The following is a 20,907-nucleotide window of genomic DNA, read 5'->3' on the forward strand; positions in this document are numbered from 1 at the left end:
TGTCGTGCGTCGTCGCGTAGACGAGGTGCTTGCCGTTGTAGACGACGTTGGTGAAGTCCTTGAGCGAGGCCCAGCCCGACTTCGGGCTCGCCAGCGCGCCGGTCGAGCTCCAGCGGTACGACGACGGCAGATTACACGTCGGGTTCGCCGAGGGGGACGGGGACGGCGACGGAGACCGGGAGGGGGACGCAGACGGGGACGGGGACGCAGAGGGGGAACGCGTCGGCGACTGTGTGGGGGAGGGGCTGGGCGAGCCCGGGCTGCCGGTGCAGGCCACACCGTTCAGGGAGAACGAGGTGGGCACCTGGGGGGAGCCGTTCGAGGAACCGTTGAATCCGAAGTTCGTGCTGCCGCCGCTGGGGATGCTGCCGTTGTAGGAGACATTGGTGGCGGTCACCGTCGAGCCGGACTGGCTGTGGGTGGCGCTCCAGATCTGGGTGACCTGCTCTCCGGCGCCGAAAGACCAGGTCAGCTGCCAGCCGTTGACCGCGTCACCCAGGTTGTTGATGGTGACGCTGGCGTTGAATCCGCCCGGCCAGCTCGAACTGATGGCGTAGTCGACCCGGCAGGCCACGGCGGCCTCGGCGGGCTGTGTGATCAGCAGGCCGCCGGCTCCGGCCAGCAGGACCGGGATGGCGCCGATCACGAGGCCGCGGCGCGGGGCCCGCCGGGGCGGCGCCCCGGTCGTGACGGCGGAGGGGCGCGGTGACCGCGCTCGCCAGGGCAGACGCATCTGTGTTCTCCTCATCATCTTGTCCGGCCGCCGTCAGGGGCTGGTACGGGTAGCGGTCGGGGTGGCCGCGGTGTCGTTCACGGTGAACCCGAAGGTCGTGGAGCCGCCGACGGCGATGGAGCCGTTGCAGGAAAAGCGGACACGCGGGGGGTCGCTCCGCGCGATCGACGCCGCGTCCCGTGATCGGGGAACGCACACCACCAGGGCGTCGCGAACGACGGTCCTCACCGCGCGCCACCAGATGGCAGGAGGAAGCCGCCTCGAGGACACAGTGTGGGAAATCCTGCCGAAATGTGTCAAGCCTTCTGAGAAAGTTTCAGGGGGCGCTCTCGCGGTCACGGGCGGCGGCCCCTGATAACGCCTGATGAGCCGCGCGCCCGTCCACCGCTCCTGTGCGGATACGCGTCGCCGTCCTTGACATCGCCTCTTCGCCTCGTATTTGCTCCGACCTGCCACCACAGCCCAACTGACAGAGAAGAAGGAAAACGCGGCAAGACAAATTGTTAACGCTAACAGTCGCCTGTGGCCACCATCCGGAGGCCATGGTGCGGGGCGGTCCGGCGGACAGACACCACGTCCCTGGGGCCGCCTCCCGGAGAGTCACCGATGAGGAGGTCCACGGCGGCAGGGACGACCGCCCCACACGCTCGTCTTCGTCGCGTCGTGTCATCACTCGCGCAGCCGCAGGCCGTCCGCTCCCCGGGCGGATCCACGGGACCGATCCCCGGTCTCGCGCCGGCGGCGTACGTCGCGGAATGCGCGTGGGATGCGTCGCGCTGCCCGCACCGGGGTGGTGCGGGCAGCGGCCCGTGCGGCTCAGCCGGGATAGGGACGGTTGAACTGAGGCGGGGTGAACGGGACATATCGAGGGGCGGGGTCGGCGGCCGACGCCGCCGCACGGGCATTCATCGCCGGGGCCGACGTCGCGGGCCAGTGACCGCTGCGCAGCCGGTCGAGCATCGTCGTCAGCGCCGCCTCCTGCTCCGCCGGTGAGAAGTCGCAGTGGCCGACGGTTTCGGTGTAGGTCTGGCGCAGCAGGGAGTTCGCCCCCGCGCGGCGCACATTCTCCCCGTACGACTGCTGCTGGGCGACCGTGGAGATCTGGTCACCGGTGCCGGACACGGTCAGCACGGGGATCCGCAGCCTGCCGTCCAGGACGATGCCGCGCGAGAAGCGCCTGACGGCGTCCGGGTCCGCGGCCACGCGGGGCGCGGCGGCCAGGTTCTTCAGGTCGGCCGCGAGGTCCAGACCCGCCGCCTTGTACAGGTCGCGGACGGCACGCCCGAGGGCAGGATCGGCGAGGCGCAGCTGCTTGTCGTAGTCGACTCCGGTGTTCCAGGACGGGTTCCCGCCGACCACGTCCATGATCTGACGCCGGCTGCTCATGGCCTGCCCGATGTACGGCAGGGGCCCACCGGCGAGCGCGAGGTAGGCGCCCTGCTGCAGCGCGGCGGCGTCCCCCCTGTCCGGAGGCGGCGGCGCGGACCCGTCGGGGTTGCGTCCCCAGGCCGGCAACTGGCCGATCGCGGCGGCCAGCGCGATCCGGGCCCGCCCCTCGGGACTCTGCTGCGCCGCGGCCAGGGCGTCGATCCATGCCTTCCGGGCCGATTCGATGTCCGCGGGGATGTCGATGACCGGCAGTCCCGGCGCGACCAGGCGCTCGAGCACGAAGACCGTGTCGAGCTTCTGGTTCCACTGGCCGACGGACCCGCCGAGGCCGCCGCACATCGGGACGGCGGCGTCGAAGGCGCCGGGGTGGACCTGGGCGACGCCGGCGGCGACGAAACCGCCCATCGAGGTCCCGGAGGCGATCGCCTCGCGTGCCCGGCCGTACGCGTCCTCGAAGCGGGCCAGCGCCTCGGCCTGGTTGTCGATGGCGGAGCGGATGTCCCAGCCGGTGATCGCCCGGCTCGTCCCGCCGTGGGCCACGCCGTCGGCCAGCAATCGCGCGGTCAGGGGCTCGCTCCTGCCCGTGCCGGCGAAGTCGAGGGCGACCACCACGGTGCCGTTCCATGGGGCCGGGACGACGAACTCGTAGGGCGTACCGTCATCGAGGGTGCCGCTGATGCAGGTGGGGTGGGCGGGGGAGTCCGGCAGGCACGGTGTGCCGCCGGGGGTGCCGCCGGGGGTGCCGCCGGGGGTGCCGGCGGAGGCCGCGGCGGCGGTGCCGCATCCGACGGCGGTCGCCAGCGCCAAGGCCAGGCACGCGGTCACTTTACGGCGCATCACAGCGACAGTCCCTTCGACTCGGCCGTCCATCCGTTCTCGGTGCACAGTCCGCAGCCGGGGCCGACGAAGCGCGCCCCGGCGGTCCGGTCTCCGCGCAGGACGTAGTCGAACCAGTTGGCGGCCACCTGCCAGCCGTTGGTGGCCTCGAGACCCGCGATCAGGCCGGTGTGGCCGGCCGCCGTGTCACCGACAAGGGCGGCGGGGACGTCGAGCAGGGCGTAGTTGTCGATGCTGTTGTGGTAGGCGACGTCGTCCGGGCCGCCGTTGACCAGCAGCGTCGGCGTGTGCAGATCGGCGAGACGGTCGCGCCCGTAGCCGCCGAAAACCGGCTCCTCGAAGTATCCGGTGTTGAATCCGGCGACCGCGTCGATCAGGGGGTCGGTCCCGGCGGCGAGCGCCTCGACACCGCCGCAGCTGTGGCCGAGCACGCCGACCCGCGTCGTGTCCGCCCGCCCGTCGAACTGCTTGCGTGCCTGCCCCGACTCGGTGGCCCAGTGGGCGGCCGCGAGGAGCGCCTCGGGGTGCGCGATCGTGTTCTCGGGGGTGTTGGGGACGGGGAACTCGTCCAGCCCGCCGTTGGCCACGACGATGTATCCCTGGGAGGCCAGGCCGGTGAGGAACGTGATCCCTTCCAGGTTGCTGCTCGCGCAGGCGCCGTTGCCGTAGACGATCACGGGCAGGCTGGCCTTGCGCAGGGCCTTGAGATCGGCCGGGCGATAGACGGTGTGCCCGGGCAGGCCCACGGCGGCCTCCCGGACCGTGGGCAGGATGGTGGGCGCCGGGGCGCCGGCCGCGGGGGGCTTCGGCGGTGGCGGCTCGTGGGCGGGCGAGGCCGCGGCGGCGCCGGAGCCGGCGAGGACGACCACCCCTGCGGCCGCCGCCAGCAGGGTCCGCACGGTCATGGAGCGAGTAGGCATGTCGCGTTTTCCTCCAGGGTCATCCAGCGTCATGGACGGGCAGGGGGCGCCGGCTCGGGGTCGACGAGGCCCGCGAGTGGCCGGCGGGGCACCTTGCAGCGGGGGACAAGGCAGCGGGGGACAAGGCAGCGGGGGACAAGGCGCAGCGGTGCCGACCTGGGCCCGAACTCCAGTCAGTCGAGCATCTCCACCTCGCCGGCCTGTCCGCCTGTGGTGCCGGGGCCGGCACCGCAGACGGACAGGAGCGCGATCGCCGCACTCGCCGCGACGACGCCCGGAGCTGACTTTCGGAACATCGAGGCTCCTCACATGCAGGCGGTCGAGCCAAAGTAGGCAGGCCTCAGAGCATTGTCAACAGTTCTGTGACGACCGTAAGATTAGTGCCGAACATAATTGGCGGCGGAACTGGACGACCGGTCGATGAACTGTTGCGTCCCTCGCGTCGCAGCAGCGCACCGGCGGCCGGGATCGCCGGAGGGGGGCCCGGAACGCGGGGCCGGGTGACGTAAATTCATCCAGGTCGAGCCCGGTGAGCGCGCCCGTGTTCGGGAGGCGGCCGGCTGGGGCACCCACACCGGCTGAGGAGTCTGACGATGGTGGGACGCCGGGTGGCCGCGTCGCCGGACTCCGGCTCCCTGCCCAGGGCCCGGCAAGGGGCCGAATCGCAGCGGCTGCTGACCACGCTGCTGGCGATTACTGGTTCTGGCGTCCGGAGCACATCCTGTCGTCGGCGCTGGTCCGGCTGCTGGGGAGTTCGGCATCACCGTGACCTGCGCCCGCGCCGCCTCGCGGCGGGTCGCCTCACGAGGGCTGCTGGTCAGCTCGCGAAACGGCCGCACCACCGCGTACGGACTGCCGCCCCGGGCGTCGGACGTGATCGTGACGCACATGCGCCGGCTGCTGACGTTCGGCGCCACCACACCGCCTGATCGTTCCTGCCTGCTGCGGTCGTGCGGCACCTACGACCCGCGGTCCGGGGTCGCTCAAAGAAGCATGACATTCTGATAACGACCGCACGTCCAAGCGTTGTCAATATACTTCTGCTGTGAATGATGGTGAAAGGTCCGAGGCAGCGGACCTCGACTTCCCGCGTTTCCAGGTGGGCGCACCCCCGCAGCACCTGATCACGACGCTTCTCGGGGACTACTGGATCAGCAGGCCCGAGCAACTGCCGTCCGCCGCACTGGTGCGGCTGACCGAGGAGTTCGGCGTCTCCGCCGTGGCGGCCCGGGCCGCGCTCAGCCGCCTGACCAAGCGGGATCTGCTGGAGTCGTCCAAGATCGGGCGACGCACCTACTATCGCCTGACGGACCGGGCCGCCGCGGTGATGCTGGAGGGGCGGCAGCGGATCATGTCCTTCGGCCTGGAACAGGGCGCGTGGGACGGGCGATGGGTGATGGCGGCGTTCTCCATCTCCGAGGAACAGCGCGACCTGCGCCACGCGCTGCGCGCGAGGCTGCGCTGGCTCGGCTTCGCCCCGCTCTACGACGGGCTGTGGGTCTCGCCGACCGCCGACGCCGACAGCGCGGCGAAGGTGCTCGCCGAGCTGGAGATCCCCACGTCGACGATCTTCCGCGCCGAGGCCCTGGATCTCGCGGGCATGCGCGCCCCGCAGGAGGCGTGGGACTTCGACCAGCTCCGGCGCACCTATGAGGGGTTCGTGGCCCAGTACTCGCCTCTGCTGCAGCGCGTTCGCAAGGGCGTGGTCGGCGCGTCCGAGGCCCTGGTGGCGCGTACGGGGATCATGGACACCTGGCGCACGTTCCCCAACCACGATCCCGACCTGCCGGCGGAGCTGCTGCCCGCCGATTGGCCGCGTGCCGCGGCCAGAGACCTCTTCGTGGAGATCTACGACACCCTCGGGCCGCTCGCCGAGTTCCGCGTCAAGCAGATCGTCGCGGAGTTCGAGCCCGAACTGGCCGAGCTGGTCGCCCACCACCGGACCAGTTCCATCCTCGCGCTCACCTGATCGTTTCCCGGCGACGGGGCGGCGTTCCGGCTCGCCCCGCACGTCTCCGCTGCACAGCCGCCTCTTGACAGGTGTGCACCTATAGGTGTGACACTTATCCCAACGACCGCCAAATTAACTGCATCGTTAGCTGGTCGTGGAAGGACCACCATGAGAATGCCCAGGACCATCCTCGCGGGTGTGGCGGCTTTGGCCCTCGTCAGCGCCGCAGCCTGCGGTGGAGACGGCGGCGAGGCGCAGCGGCCGGCGGGCGCGACGGCTCTGTACGACGCCCTGCCCGATGGCATCAAGGAAGCGGGCGTCATCCGATTTGCCGGGGATTCCCATCCGCCCTATCGGATCGTCGCCGACGACGGCAAGACCGTCACGGGCATCGACAAGGAGTTGCAGGACGCCCTCGGCAAGGCGCTGGGGGTCCGCACCGAGATCTCGATCGTCAGCGGCCTGCCCGCGGCGCTGTCCGGCATGCTCGCCTCCCGATACGACGCCTTCAACGGTCCGGTCAAGGACAGCGCCGAGCGGGAGAAGCAGTTCGACGCGCTCGTGTGGATGGTCACCCGGACCTCCTACCTCATCCCCAAGGGCGGGTCCGCGGCCATCGGGAGCTCGGGTGACCTGTGCGGCAAGCGCGTCGCCGGCACCGCCGGCAGCATCGTGGAGGACCAGGCCAAGCGCCTGACCGAGTGGTGCGCCAAGCAGGGCAGGCCGGGGCTCGACTTCATCGGCTTCGCCGACACCAACGGCACCATCCTCGCCGCCAAGTCCGGCCGGGCCGACGCGGCCGGCATGACCGAGAGCGCCGCGCTCGACGTGCTCTCGAAGGAGAAGGACGCCTTCACCTACGTCACGCAGACCGAGGAGCAGGGCGCCGGCGTCGACCAGCTGGCGATGCTCGTGCCCAAGTCCAGCGGTCTCGGCCCGGCGATGCTCGACGCGTTCAAGGAGATCTTCAAGAACGGCGAGTACAAGAAGATCATGGACAAGTACGGGCTCCAGAAGGTGGCGGTGCCGGAGCCCAAGATGAACACCGCGGCGACGCAATGAGCGTGGCACCACAGACCGTGGCACCGCCGGGCGTGGACGTCGCCTCGGCCCGTCCGCGCATCCGTCCCCTGCGCTGGGTGGCCGGGGTCGTGCTGCTCGTGCTCCTCGCGCAGTTCGCCTGGTTCCTCGTCACCAACCCGCGGTTCGAGTGGCCGGTGGTCGGCAGGTACCTGTTCGACCCGAACGTCCTGCGCGGTCTGGGCATGTCGCTGCTGCTCACCGTCATCGTGATGCTGCTGGGCAGCGTGTTCGGGGTGCTTCTCGCGGCGGGCAGGCTGAGCGGCTTCCGGCCGGTGGCCTGGGCGTGCGGCTTCTATGTCACGGTCTTCCGCAGCATCCCGCCCCTGCTCCAGCTGATCTTCTGGTTCAACCTCGGTTATCTGCTGCCGCGGATTCCGCTGGGCGTGCCGTTCGGCCCGACGTTCGTCTCGTGGCCGACCAACTCCGTGATCAGCTCGCTGACCGCGGCCGTCATCGGGCTCACCCTGCACGAGGCCGCGTACATGGCCGAGATCGTCAGGGCGGGCATCCTGGCCGTGGACGGCGGTCAGCGTGACGCGGCCCGCGCGATGGGGTTCACGGCGAGGCAGAGCTTCGTCAAGGTCGTGCTCCCGCAGGCGATGCGGGTGATCGTCCCGCCCGCCGGCAGCGAGTTCATCAGCCTGCTCAAGGGCACCTCCCTGGTCAGTGTGATCGCGATGGCCGACCTGCTGTACTCGGTGCAGGTGATCTACAACAGGACCTACGAGGTCGTGCCGCTGCTGATCGTGGCCTGCGCCTGGTACCTGGTGGTGGTCACCGCTCTGTCGCTCGGCCAGCGGCGCCTGGAGCGGCACTTCGGAAAGGGGCAGCGGTGAGCGACACGCCGGTCCTGCGCATCCGTGATGTACGCAAGCGGTTCGGCGACCACGTGGCGCTCGACGGGGTGAGCCTGGACGTGCACGAGGGCGAGGTCGTCACCGTGATCGGCCCGTCCGGCTCGGGCAAGTCCACCCTGGCCCGCTGCGTCCACCAGCTGGAGAGCATCGACGGCGGGGCCATGCACCTCGACGGGGAGCTGCTCGGCTACGAGTTCCATCGGGGCCACCTGCGCCCCCTGCCGGACCGGCGGGTGGCCGCCCAGCGCGGCCGCATGGGCATGGTCTTCCAGCAGTTCAACCTGTTCCCGCACTGGAGCGTGCTGCGCAACGTCATCGAGGCGCAGGTGCTGGTCCACGGCCGCAGGCCGGAGGATGCGCGGGAGGAGGCGCTGCGGCTGCTGCAGCGGGTGGGGCTCGCCGACAAGGCGGACGCCCATCCCCGGACGCTTTCCGGGGGCCAGCAGCAGCGCGTCGCCATCGCCCGGGCGCTGGCCACCAACCCGCGGATCATGCTGTTCGACGAGCCCACCAGTGCGCTGGACCCCGAGCTGGTGGACGAGGTGCTGAGCGTCGTGCTCGACCTGGCCCGCGGCGGCATGACCATGATCATCGTGACGCACGAGATGAGCTTCGCCCGCGAGGTGGCCGATCGGTGCGTCTTCATGGAGAAGGGCCAGATCGTCGAGACGGGCACTCCCGAGGAGATCTTCGACAACCCCGCCTCGCCCCGGCTGCGAGCCTTCCTGTCGCGCTTCTCCGGGCGCGCGGCGCAAATCTCCGACGAACGCCTCCTGAAGGAGGAGACCACCTCTTGAGCTTCACGGTAATGGCCGTCGGCGACCTCGTCGTCGACGAGCCCGACCCCGCGTCCTTCTTCGCCCCGGCCCGGGAGACGCTGGCCCGGGGCGATGTGGTGATCGGCCACATCGAGGTGCCCCACAGCACGTCCACCGCCCAGGTCAGCACCGACGTCCCCGCCCCGCCGGCCGATCCCGCCGCGCTGTCCGCGGTCGCCGGCGCCGGTTTCCACGTGGTGACGCTCGCGGGCAACCACGTCTACGACGTCGGCGACCAGGGGGTGGCCGACACGATCAAATACGCGACCGAGGCCGGACTGGCCACCGCGGGCGCCGGCCTGACTCTCGGCGAGGCCCGCCGTCCCGCCGTCGTGAAGCGCGACGGGCTGCGGATCGGCGTGCTCAGTTACAACTGCGTCGGCCCCCGCGAGTCCTGGGCGACCAGCCGCAAGCCGGGCTGCGCGTACGTCAAGGTGCTGACCCACTACGAGCTCGACCACGCCAGCCCCGGCGGGCCGCCCGCCGTCTACACCTTCGCCGACCCCGCCTCCCTGGAGCGGATGGCCGAGGATGTGTCAGCCCTGGCCGCCGAGGCCGACGTCGTGCTGGTGTCGCTGCACAAGGGCGTCGGACACACGCCCGCCGTGCTGGCGATGTACGAGGGGCCGGTGGCGCGGGCCGCCGTCGACGCCGGCGCGCACGCCGTGTTCGCCCACCACGCCCACATCATGCGCGGCGTCGAGATGTACCGCGGCAGGCCGATCTACCACGGCCTGGGCAACTTCGTGACCGTCACCCACGCGTTGACGCCCGCAACGGGCGACGCGGGCGAACGGGCCGAATGGGCGCGCCGCAGAGTCGAGCTGTACGGCTTCGCGCCCGACCCGGACATGCCGTACTACCCCTTCCATCCCGAGAGCCGGAACACCGCGATCGCGGTCTGCCGGTTCGACCGGGACGGACTGGTGTCGGCAGGCCTCGTGCCCTGCTGGATCGACGGCGCGGGCAGGCCGGTGCCGCTCGGCGACGACGAGGAGGGGCGGCGGGTCGTGTCGTACATCGAGCACATCACGCGGCAGGCGGGCCTGAAGACGGAGTTCCATTGGGAGGGAGACGAGGTGGTGCTGCGTGGCTGACCGTCCACTCGCCGGCCGCACGGTGATCGATCTGACCACCGCGCTGTCCGGACCGTACGCGACCCTGCTGCTGGCCGGGCTCGGCGCCCGCGTGATCAAGGTGGAGAACCCGCTGACCGGCGGCGACACCTCCCGCAACAACGCCCCCTATCTCGGGGCGGACGGGCTGACGCTGGGCCGCCACGGGGACGACGACATGTCCGTGTCGATGCTCCTGCGGGGCCGCAACAAGCAGAGCGTCACGCTCAATCTCAAGCACCCCAAGGCCCGCGACGTCCTGGCCGGTCTGGTCGGGGCGGCGGACATCATGATCGACAATTACAGCGCCGGCGTCATGGCGCGGCTCGGCATCGGCCACGACTGGGCGAGCGCGATCAACCCGCGCATCGTGTGCACGTCGATCAGCGGCTTCGGCGCGCAGGGCGGTCCCGGCTCGGGCAAGGCGATGGACACCATCATCCAGGCGCTCAGCGGCGTGATGATGACCGCGGGCGCGCCCGGCGAGCCGCCCGTCCGCTTCGGGCTGCCGGTGGGCGACCTGGTCGCGCCGCTGTACGCGGTGATCGGCACGCTCGCCGCGGTCCTGCGGGCCGACGCGACCGGCCAGGGCCAGCACGTGGACGTGTCCATGCTGGGGGCGCTGACCTCGCTGGTCGCGTGCGAGCCGTTCGACGCCTACGAGAAGCTGGGACTACCCATGCGCACGGGGACGACCGTGCCCAGGCTCGCGCCGTTCGGCACGTTCCCCGCCGCGGACGGCTGGTTCGCGCTGTGCGGCCCCACCGACGCCTTCGCCCGTGGCCTGTTCACGGCGATGGGACGCGACGAGCTGGCCGCGGACCCGCGGTTCGCCTCCAGGGACGCGCGCGTGGCCAACGCCGGCGAGCTGCACGAGCTGGTGGGCGCGTGGGCGGCGGACCGGCCGCTCGCCGTGATCCTCGACCTGCTCACCCGGAACGGCGTCCCCGCCGCCGAGGTGCGCGAGCCCGGCGACGCCGTGCGCGACCCGCTCGTGCTGGAGCGCGAGGAGGTCGTGCCGCTGGAGCATCCGCGCCATCGTCCGGGCCAGGGCCGCCAGGCGGACCTGTACGGGACCGGCGTGCCCATCCGCTTCTCCGCCTCGGAGGCGAGGCTCGACCGCCCGGCGCCCGGCCTCGGCGAGCACAACGCCGAGATCTACGGCGGCCTGCTCGGCTACTCCGACGACGAGCTCAAGGCCCTGGCCGAGGAGGGGGTGATCTGACATGCCCACGGCGCTGGCCGCGCTGGAGGAGGCGTACGCCCGGCGCGGCGCACGTACGGCCGCCTCGACGCGCCTGTCCGTCTCGATGGACCCGTCCGTTTCGATGGGCCCGGCCGTCTCTACGAGTCCGGCCGGCGACCGGACGCCGGTCGTCGGCTACGTCGGGGCGGACGTGCCGGTCGAACTGCTGACCGCCGCGGGGGTGCACGCGGTCCGCCTCACGGGAGACCCGGACTCCGGCTCCGTGCTCGGAGACCGATACCTGGGTCGCGGGGTGGACCCGATGGCCCGCTCGGTGCTCACCCGGCTGCTCGCCGGATCCTTCGGCGACCTGGACCGCATCGTGGTCTCGCACGACTGCGAGGCGTCCCTGCGGCTGTTCTACGCGCTGCGCGAGCTGCGCCGCGTGGAGCCGGGCACCGCACTGCCCGAGGCGTACCTCGTGGACATCCTGCACCTGCCGCACCGCACGACCGCGCGGTACAACCGCCGCAGGATCGGCGAGTTCGCGGCCAGGCTGGAGGCCTGGACCGGCCGTCCCCTCGACCTGGCCGGGGCGGTGGCGGCGCACGACGAGCGGCGCCGGCTGCTCACCGCCGTCGCCGAGCTGCGCAGGGCGGTGCCCGCCCGCCTGACGGGACGGCAGTTCCTCGCCGTGGCCAACGCGGCCCTGCCCGTCGACGAGCACATCGCGCTGCTGGAACGGCTGCTCGCCGAGGCGGGACGGCTGGGGGAGCACCCCGGGCGGCGCGTCTTCCTGAGCGGCAGCGACCACGACACGCCGCACGTGTACGAGACCGTCGAGTCCGAGGGCTACGTGATCGTCGGCGAGGACCACTCCTTCGGCGACCTGTTCCTCGGGGAGCCGGTCGGCGCCGGTGGCCTGGACGCGCTGGCCGAGCACTACCACCACAGCGGCCCGACCGCCCACCGGGCCACCGTGGGCGAGCGCGCCGCGCACGCGGCGCGGGCCGTACGGCACTGCCGGGCCGAGCTGTTCGTCGGCTATTCCAGGATCGGCGACGAGGCCCCGGCCTGGGACTTCCCGGCGCAGCGCGCGGCGCTCGACATTCCCGCCGTGCTGCTGGAACGCCAGGAGTACGGGCGTGCCGACCTGGCCGCCCTGCGGAAGGAACATCCATGCGCAGTGTGAAAACCCTCGCCACGGCGGCAGAGGCGGGCAGGCACCAGCGCGAGTGGTTCGCCGACCTGCGGCGGCGGGTCGCCGACGGCGAGCCGTTCGCCCTGCTCAACGCGGACGTCCCGCACGAGATCTTCCGCACGATGGACATCCCGTACGCGGTCAGCCAGTGGTGGGCGTCCCTGGTGGCCGCCAAGCAGCGCTCGGGGCACTACCTGGACCTGGTGCGGCAGCGCGGCTACCCCGACTACTCCGAGCAGTACAACTCGGTCACCCTCGGCTCCGCCTTCGACCCGGAACCGGAGGCCGGCCCGTGGGGCGGCCTGCCCAGGCCGGACATCGTCGTCGGCGACGCCACCGGCGACGTCACCCGCAAGGTCTTCGACATCTGGGGGCACGAGCCCGGGGTCACCTTCTACCCGCTGGAGAGCGCCGCCGAGAACGAGGTGCCCGCCAACTGGTGGGAGCTCATGCCGCACCGCTGGGAGCAGGCCGTCGGCCCGGCCAGGCTCGACCTGCTCACCGCGGAGCTGGAGAACCTCGTCAGGTTCCTGGAGACCACCACCGGCAGGCGGTTCCGCGAGTCCCGCTTCCGCGAGGTGATGGCCCTGGTCAACGAGCAGGAGGAGTGGAACAGGAAGACCCGCGACCTCATCGCCCGCACCCGGCCCGCCCCGCTCGGCGTCGTCGACAGCATCCCCAGCGTCATGCTCCCGCAATGGCACCGCGGCACCGAGTGGGCCCGGGACATCGCCCGGCGTTTCTACGAGGAGGTGCGCGACCGGGTCGACGCGGGTCATGCCGCGTGCCCGGGCGAGCGGGCCCGCCTGATGTGGATCGGCCGCGGCCTCTGGTACGACATGGGCTTCTACCAGCGCTTCCAGGACGAGTACGGCGCGGTCTTCGTCTGGTCGATGTACCTGGCCATCGCCGCCGACGGTTACGTCCGCCACGGCGACGACCCCATGAGGGCGCTGGCGGCGCGGTTCGCCGCCTTCACCGACCAGCTCTACACGCCGCCGTGGTCGAGCGAGTGGTACGTCAAGGAGGCCCGCCTGCACGGCATCGACGGCGTGGTCCACCTGGTCTCCGACGACCCCCGCGGCAGCTACTTCACCGCCAGGGCACTGGAGGCCGCCGGGTTCCCGGTGATCGAGATCCACGCCGACAACGTCGACGCCCGCACCTTCGACGACGAGGTGGTCAGGCGCATCGGTCAGTGGCTGGAGAACGTCGTCCTGGCCTGACCTGGATGTCCGGCGACGGCAGGCTCAGGAGGCGACGTCGCGGCCCGGTACGAGTGGACAGACGTTGGGCATATCTTTGACGGTCGTCATATAACTGTCATATATTCGCTGCAATCGCCGTACAACTCAGGGGGAATCCCATGGATCTTTCCGGCAAGGTCGCCGTTGTCACCGGTGCGGGCCGCGGGCTCGGCCGCGCGTACGCCGAAGCGCTTGCCGCGGCCGGGGCGGCGGTGGTCGTCAACGACGTGGACGCCGACGCGGCCGCGCAGGTCGTCGAGGCCGTCACCGGTGACGGCGGCCGGGCGCGGAGCGTCGTCGCCCCGGTCGGATCCGCCGAGGTGGCCGACCGGCTGGTGGCCACCGCGGTCAAGGAGTTCGGACGGCTGGATGTGATGGTCACCAACGCGGGCATCCTGCGCGACCGGGTGCTGTGGAAGATGTCGGACGACGACTTCGACGCGGTGATCGATGTGCACCTGCGCGGCACGTTCACCTGCGCGCGGGCCGCGGCGATCCGGATGCGCGAGCAGGGGAGCGGGGGCCGGCTGATCCTGATCTCCTCGCCGGCGGGCCAGCGCGGGAACTTCGGGCAGACCAACTACGCGGCGGCCAAGGCCGGCATCGTGGCGATGGCCAGGACCTGGGCGCTGGAGCTGGCCAGGGCGAACATCACGGTGAACGCGGTCGTCCCGGTGGCGGCCACCGAGATGACCAAGACCATTCCCGTGTTCGCGCCGATCATCGAGGAGTCCGAGCGGACCGGGAAGCCGTTCCCGGGCTGGTTGCGCAGGGACGAGGGGCTGGGCACGGTCGAGGACGTGGCGGGGCTCGTCGTGTTCCTCGCCTCCGACGCCTCCGCGGAGGTGACCGGCCAGGCGATCGGGATCGGCGGCGACCGCCTCGCGCTGTGGTCGCACCCCGGTGAGAAGGCTGTCGCGTTCGCCGACGGAGGGTGGACGGCCGGGACCATCGCCGCCTCCTGGCAGTCGGGCGTCGGCGCCGACCCCGAGACGTACGGCATCCCCGCGCCCAAGGTCCCCGCCTCCGACGTTCAGGGGGTCTGACATGGCCGTCATGAACGTCGCCGATCTGGTCGCGATCGACGTGCACACCCACGCGGAGATCTCCAAGGACGGGCATGGCGCGCTGAGCGCGGAGCTGTTCGGCGCCTCGGAGGACTACTTCAAGGCCCACGGGCACCGGCAGCCGACCATCGCGGAGCTGGCCGCCTACTACCGGGAGCGGAAGATGGCCGCGGTGGTGTTCACCGTGGACGCCGAGCATGCCACCGGGCACCCGCGCATCTCGAACGAAGAGGTCGCGGACAGCTGCGCCGAGCACGCCGACGTGCTGATCCCGTTCGCCAGCGTCGATCCGTGGAAGGGCCGGGCGGGCGTGCGTGAGGCGCGGCGGCTGGTCGGGGAGTACGGCGTGCGCGGGTTCAAGTTCCACCCGAGCATCCAGGGCATCGCCCCCAACGACCCCGTGGCGTACCCGCTGTACGAGGCGATCGAGGAGCTGGGCGTTCCGGCGTTGTTCCACACCGGGCAGACCGGCATCGGCGCGGGCGTGCCCGGCGGGGGCGGCATCCGGCTCAAGCACGGCAATCCCATGCTGGTGGACGACGTGGCCGTGGACTTTCCCGAGCTGCGGATCATCCTGGCCCATCCGTCGTTCCCGTGGCAGGACGAGGCGCTGGCCGTCGCCACGCACAAGCCGTACGTCTACATCGATCTGTCGGGGTGGTCGCCGAAGTACTTCCCGCCGCAGCTCGTGCGGTATGCCAACACGCTGCTGAAGGACAAGGTGCTCTTCGGCTCCGACTACCCGGTGATCACCCCGGACCGCTGGATGGCCGACTTCGACAAGCTCGAGATCAAGCCCGAGGTCCGCCCGAAGATCCTGAAGGACAACGCCGTACGCCTGCTCGGGCTCGGCACGCAGGAGAGGACGACAGACGCATGACCACCACGGCGCACGGGCTCGGCGAGATCAAGGCGCTGGCCGGCAAGGATCTCGGCCACAGCGGCTGGCTGGAGATGACCCAGGAGCGGGTGAACACCTTCGCCGACGCCACCGACGACCACCAGTGGATCCACGTCGATCCCGCGCGTGCCGCGGACGGGCCGTTCGGCGGCCCGATCGCGCACGGTTACCTCACCCTGTCCCTGGTCATCCCGCTGTTCGGCGAACTGCTCGACATCCAGGGCGTGAAGATGAGCATCAACTACGGGCTGGAGAAGGTCCGCTTCCCCAGCCCGGTCAAGGTGGGCGGCAGGATCCGCCTCGCCGCCGTCGTCGTCTCCGTGGAGGACGTCCCCGGCGACGGCGTGCAGATGCTGCTCGACTTCACCGTCGAGATCGAAGGTGCGAACAAGCCCGCCTGCGTCGCCCGGGCGATCTACCGGCACTACGCCTGAACCCTGGTCGGACGCCGTGCCCGGTGCCGCCTCCGGCGGCCCCCGGGCCGGCCTCGCGGCGGCCGCGAGCCGCCGCACCTGCTCGGTCCCGACGCCTTCCCCGATCCCCCCGCTCACAGGAGGTCGAACACCGATGCGCAACGCCGGACTGGGAGGGTGGCCCGCCCGCCGGGCCCGGATGACACCGGACCGGACCGCGTTCATCTTGGCGGACCGGCCCTTCACCTACGCCGAGGTTCACGAACGGACGACACGGCTGGCGTCGCGGTTGCGCGCGGCGGGAGTGGGGGCCGGTGATCGGGTCGCCTACCTCGGCCGCAATCACGTCGCCTTCGTCGAGACGATGTTCGCCTCGCACGTGCTCGGGGCGATCTTCGTGCCGCTGAACTTCCGTCTGGCCGCGCCCGAGATCGGTTACATGCTGGACCACTCGGGCGCCGAGGTCCTGGTCTACGCGCCCGAGTGCGCCGAGGTGGTCCGGGCCCTGCCGCCGCGCACCGCGGCTCCCGCCCGGCAGGTCGTCGCGCTGGGTGCTCCTGGGCCGGGGGAGCGGCATTACGAGACCTGGCTCGCGGAGGGCGATCCCACCCCGATCGACACGCCTGTGCGGCTGGAGGACACGGCGCTCATCCTCTACACCTCGGGTACGACCGGGCGGCCCAAGGGCGCGATGCTGACCCACGGCAACCTCGTGTGGAACTGCTTCAACCTGCTGCTCGGCGTCGATGTCGCCGGCGACGAGGTGACGCTGATCGGCGCGCCGCTCTTCCACGTCGCCGCCCTGAACCAGACCCTGCTGCCGACCTTCCTCAAGGGCGGCTGTTCGGTGATCATGCCGTCGTGGGACGTGGACGAGTGTTACGACCTCATGGACAAGCACGCTGTCACCTGGATGTTCGGGGTCACCACGATGTTCGCCGCGTTCGCACAGTCGCCCAGATGGGAGGGCGCGGATCTGTCGTCGCTGCGTACCCTGATGTCCGGGGGCGCGGCGATCCCCACCGCGCTGATCCGCACCTACCAGGAGCGGGGCCTGGTGTTCTGCCAGGGATACGGGCTCACCGAGACCGCCCCCGGCGCCACCTTCCTTGAGGCCGGCCAGAGCGTGCGCAAGGTGGGCTCGGCAGGAGTGCCGGTGTTCTTCGCCGATGTGCGGGTCGTCCAGCCCGACGGCACGGACGCGGCGGCGGGACAGCCGGGTGAGGTGCTCATTCAGGGGCCGAACGTGACCCCCGGCTACTGGCGCAACCCGGAGGCGACCGCCGCCGCGTTCTCCGACGGCGGCTGGTTCCGCTCCGGCGATGTCGCCGTTCTGGACGAGGAGGGCCACCTGTACGTCGTCGACCGGGTCAAGGACATGTACATCTCGGGCGGGGAGAACGTCTACCCGGCCGAAGTCGAGGCAGCGATCTTCGAGCATCCGGCCATCGCCGAGGTCGCGGTGCTCGGTGTGCCCGATGCCCGATGGGGCGAGGTCGGCCGCGCGTTCGTGGTGCTCCGCCCCGGCACGAGTGTCACCGCCGACGAGCTGCGCGACTTTCTCCGCCCCCGCCTGGCCAAATACAAAATGCCGGTCTATTTCGACATCGCGGACGACCTGCCGAAGACGGGCTCGGGAAAAATCCAGAAACTCCAGCTGCGCCGCCTCCCGCTGCCGAACGCCGGCAGCTCCACTTCTTCACCGTGACCACACCCCACCATCAGGTACGGCGGGACGTTTTCCGCGCCGCGTCAACCGCGACTGCGGTGATGTGCGCCGGCTCCGGGACGGTGAACGTTTCAGCGACGGATGCGCGCGGGCGAAGGGAGCCGGGGCGGATATGCGGCGGTGGGACGGCAGGTAAGGGGCGGAGCCCTTGCGGAGGCGCACGGCCGCGTTCTTGACGGACCGGTCCGTGTCGTAATTTGCTCCGCTCACCACCATCGGGCTGAGGGGACGTCGAGAAGGTGAATTGTTAACGCTAACAATTCACGGTCGTTCCCCGCACGGGTCCGGAGCCGAGATCCGGGGTCACGGGAGCGTCGCTGGCCGCCGATCTCTTCCGCACGCCCGTGCCATGCCCGCACACAGCTCTGAATCTCCACTGGAGGGCCGAGATGAAACCGCCCAACCATCCGATGGACCGGTCAGGAGGCCGCGCCTGCGGTCCGGCCGCTGTTGTGGCCGCCGTTGTGACCGCGGTCACCGCCGTCGCGGTCGGCCTGGCGATGCCCGCGCAGGCGGCGTCGACGCTGAAGGCGTCGGCCGAGGCCAAGGGGCGGTATTTCGGCACCGCGCTGACGCGGGGCGACCTCGGCATCAGCGCCGAGGTCAACCTCGCCGCGGCCCAGTTCGACATGGTGACCCCCGGCAACGAGATGAAGTGGGACGCCACCGAGTCGTCCAGAGGCTCGTTCAACTTCGGATCGGGAGACCAGATCGTCTCCTTCGCCCAGTCCCACGGCATGCGGGTGCGCGGGCACACCCTGGTGTGGCACAACCAGTTGCCCTCCTGGGTCAGCAGCCTGCCGCTGAACCAGGTCCAGAGCGCGATGGAGAACCACATCACCAACGAGGCCACCCACTACAAGGGGAAGGTCTACTCCTGGGACGTCGTCAACGAGCCGTACAACGAGGACGGCACGCTGCGCCAGGACGTGTTCTACAAGGCGATGGGCGCCGACTACATCGCGAACGCGTTGCGGGCCGCGCACGCCGCCGACCCGAACGCCAAGCTGTACATCAACGACTACAACATCGAGGGCACCAACGCGAAGAGCAACGCGCTCTACTCACTGGCGCAGTCGCTGGTGTCCCGGGGCGTTCCGCTGCACGGCATCGGTTTCGAGAGCCACTTCATCGTCGGTCAGGTTCCGTCGTCCCTGCAGGCGAACATGCAGCGCTTCGCCAACCTGGGACTGGACGTCGCCATCACCGAACTCGACGACCGCATTCCGATGCCGGCCGACTCGTCCGAACTGCAGCAGCAGGGCACCGACTACGGCAAGGTCGTGAGCGCCTGCATGGCGGTCTCCCGCTGCGTCGGCGTCTCGCAGTGGGGGGTGGACGACGGCCATACCTGGATCCCCGGGACGTTCCCCGGTTACGGCGCCCCCATGATGTGGGACTCCGGCTATCAGCCCAAGCCCGCGTACACCGCGGCGCTGAACGCCCTCGACAGCGGCCCCGGCACCTCGCCGAGCCCGACCCCGCCGGTGAGTCCCAGCCCGTCGGTCAGCCCCAGCCCCACCCCGCCGGTGAGTCCCAGCCCGTGGGTGAGTCCCAGCCCCACTCCTCCGGTGACGGGTTCGTGTTCGGCGACCCTGACGACGGTCAACAGCTGGCCGGGCGGGTTCCAGTCGGAGGTCACGGTGCGTGCGGGCGGCTCGGCGGTCGACGGCTGGACCGTGAAGTGGACCTGGCCGGGCGGGCAGACCTTCAGCAGCCTGTGGAACGGCACGCAGAGCGTGTCAGGATCCTCGGTGACCGTCCGCAACGCGGCCTACAACGGCTCGATCGCGGCCGGGGCGTCCACCACCTTCGGCTTCACCGCCAACGGCACCGCGGCCACCCCCACCCTCACCTGCACCAGCCCCTGACCCCGTCACGGGACAGCGCCGGGATGGGCCGGGACCGGGCCGGATCGGGCCGGGATTCCCATCCCGGCCCATCGTGGTGATCGACACACCGGGTCTCCGGCCGCCGATCTCCTGGGGCTTCTTCAGCGCCGGACGCTCGCCCGGTTGCGCCGCACGAGGCCAATCCAGGCCGCGACGGCGAGGAGCGCCACGAGAGCGATGATGCCGATCTTGACGGGCATGCCCATCGCGCCTTCGTCCGCCGCGTTCTGCGCGGCGGACCTCTCCTGGACCGATGCCGGCCCGGTCGCCGCCACGGGCGAGGCGGCGATTTCTCCCGCCTTCACTGTCACCGTCGTGTGCGCCTTGGAGGGCTCGGTCGCGGTCACGGTGACCCGCCAGTCGCCGTTCGGCAGCGGCTCGGCGGCGTGGTAGAGGTTCTGGCCCTCGGGCGCCGACCTGAGCGGCACCGGCCCGAAGGAACGGCCGTCGGACGAGGTCGCGGCCAGCGTCGCGTTGAGGATCTCCGTGACAGGATGGCCGTCCTTCTTGTACGTGACCAGCACGTTGACGTTGTCGGCGCCGTCCCCCGTGACCTCCAGCTTGATCGGCCCGCTGTGGGCGAAGGCCGCCGGCGCGCCGAGCATCAGCACGAGCCCGGCCGTTAGGACGGTGAGGACGTATTTCAATGTCTTGTTCACGAGTCGTGACTCCCCTCGGGTTCGGTGTCGGGGGTGAGGTCCCCCTCGCCGGATGATGTCGGCAGGAACACATGCTGGTGGCCGTAGCCCGCGTCGACGTTCACGGCGTCGAGGGCGGTGGCTCCGACCGACCAGGTGAAGAACGCGTCGGCGCGTTGCCGCACGGCCAGGCCCATCGCGGTGGTGCGGGCGTCTCCGGTAAGGTCCCGCGCGGCCGCGTAGGTGTCGACGGTCGTGGCGATCTGCCGCACGGCGGAGGCGAGACTCGACCTCGCCACATTGGTGGCGGTCTCACCGGACGGCGGGTCGGCGAAGCCTTCGACGGCCGCGGTGGCCGCCTTCCGCCAGGTCTCGACGTCGGACGCGGTCACCACGGCCGGCCCCGCGGTGCCGTTGGCGGGCATGGCCCGGTCCAGTCCGTCGAGCACGGGAACGAGCCGGTCCCGCGTGGTGCGGGCCAGCTCCGTCAAAGTCTTGATCTGTGTCTTGTCCCGGAGAGCGGACTCGGCGCGGATCTGGTCGGCCATCTGCTCGATCGAGTCCGGCCGCGTCATTCCGAACACCACACCGCCGGCGACGAGCGCGCCGAGCGCGAACGCGACCGTGAGGGCGAGCACGCGGCCCCAAATCGGACGCCTGACCGGCGTCGGCTGCCTGGGTCGGTTGATGGTCGCCACCTCCTGAGGGGCGGATGTCGGTGATCGGGGTGGGGTGAGTCCTCGGTCCGGGCGTCGGAGTGGCCTGCGGGTGGGGAACGGATTCCTCCCGTTCGCGGACCCGGCTGTTCAGGCTCCGAGGGGGGTGCCGCGGGTGTTGAGGATGAGCTTTTCGATGCGCTTGCGGCGTCGGGTGCTGGTGATGCGGATGGTGAGGAGGGTGAGGAGTAGGAGGGTGAGGAGGGCGAGTTGG

21 protein-coding genes are annotated in these 20,907 nt (G+C 70.9%); 14 read left to right on the forward strand and 7 right to left on the reverse strand.

Going from position 1 to position 20,907, the window contains the following annotated elements:
* From FLX07_RS35150 to FLX07_RS38635, 5 genes are all read right to left on the reverse strand, one after another.
* Window positions 1-733: cellulose-binding domain-containing protein (locus FLX07_RS35150; protein WP_191049476.1), on the reverse strand; the 733-nt coding region annotated here is incomplete at its 3' end.
* 33 nt (window positions 734-766) lie between these two features.
* Window positions 767-961 carry a hypothetical protein gene (locus FLX07_RS35155; RefSeq protein ID WP_142576182.1) on the reverse strand — a complete coding sequence of 65 codons (195 nt, stop codon included), beginning with the start codon at window positions 959-961 and terminating at the stop codon, window positions 767-769.
* Between the two features lie 588 nt (window positions 962-1,549).
* Window positions 1,550-2,959, reverse strand: a complete 1,410-nt coding sequence (locus FLX07_RS35160; protein WP_142576184.1) for an alpha/beta hydrolase family protein — start codon at window positions 2,957-2,959, stop codon at window positions 1,550-1,552.
* Window positions 2,959-3,879 carry a poly(ethylene terephthalate) hydrolase family protein gene (locus FLX07_RS35165; RefSeq protein ID WP_142576186.1) on the reverse strand — a complete coding sequence of 307 codons (921 nt, stop codon included), beginning with the start codon at window positions 3,877-3,879 and terminating at the stop codon, window positions 2,959-2,961. The genes FLX07_RS35160 and FLX07_RS35165 overlap by 1 nt, the downstream gene beginning before the upstream one ends.
* 173 nt (window positions 3,880-4,052) lie before the next feature.
* Complete coding sequence (locus FLX07_RS38635) at window positions 4,053-4,175, reverse strand: hypothetical protein (protein ID WP_263407721.1); 123 nt, start codon at window positions 4,173-4,175, stop codon at window positions 4,053-4,055.
* A 469-nt stretch (window positions 4,176-4,644) separates the two neighbouring features.
* Between FLX07_RS38635 and FLX07_RS35170 the strand changes: the two genes are divergently transcribed.
* The 14 genes from FLX07_RS35170 to FLX07_RS35235 all read left to right on the forward strand — a co-directional run bounded on the left by FLX07_RS35170 (window position 4,645) and on the right by FLX07_RS35235 (window position 19,318).
* A complete protein-coding gene (locus FLX07_RS35170) occupies window positions 4,645-4,884 on the forward strand; it encodes a hypothetical protein (RefSeq protein ID WP_142576188.1) in 240 nt (79 codons plus the stop codon).
* 40 nt (window positions 4,885-4,924) lie between these two features.
* The gene (locus tag FLX07_RS35175) at window positions 4,925-5,848 is read left to right on the forward strand and encodes a PaaX family transcriptional regulator (protein ID WP_229689988.1); all 924 of its coding nucleotides are present in this window, start codon (window positions 4,925-4,927) and stop codon (window positions 5,846-5,848) included.
* A 150-nt stretch (window positions 5,849-5,998) separates the two neighbouring features.
* Window positions 5,999-6,892, forward strand: coding sequence for a transporter substrate-binding domain-containing protein (locus tag FLX07_RS35180; protein ID WP_223854437.1), 894 nt, complete (start codon window positions 5,999-6,001; stop codon window positions 6,890-6,892).
* The gene (locus tag FLX07_RS35185; protein ID WP_142576190.1) at window positions 6,889-7,749 is read left to right on the forward strand and encodes an amino acid ABC transporter permease; all 861 of its coding nucleotides are present in this window, start codon (window positions 6,889-6,891) and stop codon (window positions 7,747-7,749) included. Before FLX07_RS35180 ends, FLX07_RS35185 begins: the two co-directional genes overlap by 4 nt.
* Window positions 7,746-8,567 carry an amino acid ABC transporter ATP-binding protein gene (locus tag FLX07_RS35190; RefSeq protein WP_142576192.1) on the forward strand — a complete coding sequence of 274 codons (822 nt, stop codon included), beginning with the start codon at window positions 7,746-7,748 and terminating at the stop codon, window positions 8,565-8,567. The genes FLX07_RS35185 and FLX07_RS35190 overlap by 4 nt, the downstream gene beginning before the upstream one ends.
* Complete coding sequence (locus tag FLX07_RS35195) at window positions 8,564-9,685, forward strand: CapA family protein (RefSeq protein ID WP_223854438.1); 1,122 nt, start codon at window positions 8,564-8,566, stop codon at window positions 9,683-9,685. The genes FLX07_RS35190 and FLX07_RS35195 overlap by 4 nt, the downstream gene beginning before the upstream one ends.
* On the forward strand, window positions 9,678-10,928 hold the full coding sequence (locus FLX07_RS35200; RefSeq protein WP_142576194.1) for a CaiB/BaiF CoA transferase family protein: 1,251 nt from the start codon (window positions 9,678-9,680) through the stop codon (window positions 10,926-10,928). The genes FLX07_RS35195 and FLX07_RS35200 overlap by 8 nt, the downstream gene beginning before the upstream one ends.
* A 1-nt stretch (window position 10,929) precedes the next feature.
* Window positions 10,930-12,081, forward strand: a complete 1,152-nt coding sequence (locus tag FLX07_RS35205) for a 2-hydroxyacyl-CoA dehydratase family protein (RefSeq protein ID WP_142576196.1) — start codon at window positions 10,930-10,932, stop codon at window positions 12,079-12,081.
* Window positions 12,069-13,316, forward strand: a complete 1,248-nt coding sequence (locus FLX07_RS35210) for a 2-hydroxyacyl-CoA dehydratase family protein (protein WP_167748511.1) — start codon at window positions 12,069-12,071, stop codon at window positions 13,314-13,316. Before FLX07_RS35205 ends, FLX07_RS35210 begins: the two co-directional genes overlap by 13 nt.
* A gap of 140 nt (window positions 13,317-13,456) precedes the next feature.
* The gene (locus tag FLX07_RS35215) at window positions 13,457-14,383 is read left to right on the forward strand and encodes an SDR family oxidoreductase (RefSeq protein WP_142576197.1); all 927 of its coding nucleotides are present in this window, start codon (window positions 13,457-13,459) and stop codon (window positions 14,381-14,383) included.
* Window positions 14,384-14,393: 10 nt separating this feature from the next.
* Complete coding sequence (locus FLX07_RS35220; protein ID WP_142576215.1) at window positions 14,394-15,284, forward strand: amidohydrolase family protein; 891 nt, start codon at window positions 14,394-14,396, stop codon at window positions 15,282-15,284.
* Window positions 15,281-15,739, forward strand: coding sequence for a MaoC family dehydratase (locus FLX07_RS35225; protein WP_142576199.1), 459 nt, complete (start codon window positions 15,281-15,283; stop codon window positions 15,737-15,739). Before FLX07_RS35220 ends, FLX07_RS35225 begins: the two co-directional genes overlap by 4 nt.
* 133 nt (window positions 15,740-15,872) lie before the next feature.
* Entirely contained in the window at window positions 15,873-17,426 is a 1,554-nt protein-coding gene (locus FLX07_RS35230; RefSeq protein ID WP_142576201.1) for an acyl-CoA synthetase, read from the forward strand.
* A gap of 410 nt (window positions 17,427-17,836) precedes the next feature.
* Window positions 17,837-19,318 (forward strand): glycoside hydrolase family 10 protein, encoded by a 1,482-nt coding sequence (locus FLX07_RS35235; RefSeq protein WP_167748512.1) that lies wholly within the window; start codon window positions 17,837-17,839, stop codon window positions 19,316-19,318.
* A 122-nt stretch (window positions 19,319-19,440) separates the two neighbouring features.
* On the opposite strand, the gene FLX07_RS35240 is transcribed toward FLX07_RS35235, so the two are convergent.
* Together FLX07_RS35240 and FLX07_RS35245 are read right to left on the reverse strand one after the other, a co-directional pair.
* Window positions 19,441-19,998 (reverse strand): hypothetical protein, encoded by a 558-nt coding sequence (locus FLX07_RS35240; RefSeq protein WP_142576203.1) that lies wholly within the window; start codon window positions 19,996-19,998, stop codon window positions 19,441-19,443.
* On the reverse strand, window positions 19,995-20,615 hold the full coding sequence (locus FLX07_RS35245; RefSeq protein ID WP_142576205.1) for a hypothetical protein: 621 nt from the start codon (window positions 20,613-20,615) through the stop codon (window positions 19,995-19,997). Before FLX07_RS35245 ends, FLX07_RS35240 begins: the two co-directional genes overlap by 4 nt.
* Between the last annotated feature and the right edge of the window lie 292 nt (window positions 20,616-20,907).

It is taken from the genome of Microbispora bryophytorum, assembly GCF_006874465.1.
In the GTDB taxonomy this organism is placed as follows: domain Bacteria; phylum Actinomycetota; class Actinomycetes; order Streptosporangiales; family Streptosporangiaceae; genus Microbispora; species Microbispora bryophytorum.

What these genes read in the sequence shown, in the direction of transcription:
- FLX07_RS35160 (WP_142576184.1), bottom strand. Translation starts at nt 2,959, where the DNA reads ATGCGCCGTAAAGTGACCGCGTGCCTGGCCTTGGCGCTGGCGACCGCC.
- FLX07_RS35165 (WP_142576186.1), bottom strand. Translation starts at nt 3,879, where the DNA reads ATGCCTACTCGCTCCATGACCGTGCGGACCCTGCTGGCGGCGGCCGCA.
- FLX07_RS38635 (WP_263407721.1), bottom strand. Translation starts at nt 4,175, where the DNA reads ATGTTCCGAAAGTCAGCTCCGGGCGTCGTCGCGGCGAGTGCGGCGATC.
- FLX07_RS35180 (WP_223854437.1), top strand. Translation starts at nt 5,999, where the DNA reads ATGAGAATGCCCAGGACCATCCTCGCGGGTGTGGCGGCTTTGGCCCTC.
- FLX07_RS35185 (WP_142576190.1), top strand. Translation starts at nt 6,889, where the DNA reads ATGAGCGTGGCACCACAGACCGTGGCACCGCCGGGCGTGGACGTCGCC.
- FLX07_RS35205 (WP_142576196.1), top strand. Translation starts at nt 10,930, where the DNA reads ATGCCCACGGCGCTGGCCGCGCTGGAGGAGGCGTACGCCCGGCGCGGC.
- FLX07_RS35210 (WP_167748511.1), top strand. Translation starts at nt 12,069, where the DNA reads ATGCGCAGTGTGAAAACCCTCGCCACGGCGGCAGAGGCGGGCAGGCAC.
- FLX07_RS35215 (WP_142576197.1), top strand. Translation starts at nt 13,457, where the DNA reads ATGGATCTTTCCGGCAAGGTCGCCGTTGTCACCGGTGCGGGCCGCGGG.
- FLX07_RS35220 (WP_142576215.1), top strand. Translation starts at nt 14,394, where the DNA reads ATGAACGTCGCCGATCTGGTCGCGATCGACGTGCACACCCACGCGGAG.
- FLX07_RS35225 (WP_142576199.1), top strand. Translation starts at nt 15,281, where the DNA reads ATGACCACCACGGCGCACGGGCTCGGCGAGATCAAGGCGCTGGCCGGC.
- FLX07_RS35230 (WP_142576201.1), top strand. Translation starts at nt 15,873, where the DNA reads ATGCGCAACGCCGGACTGGGAGGGTGGCCCGCCCGCCGGGCCCGGATG.
- FLX07_RS35235 (WP_167748512.1), top strand. Translation starts at nt 17,837, where the DNA reads ATGAAACCGCCCAACCATCCGATGGACCGGTCAGGAGGCCGCGCCTGC.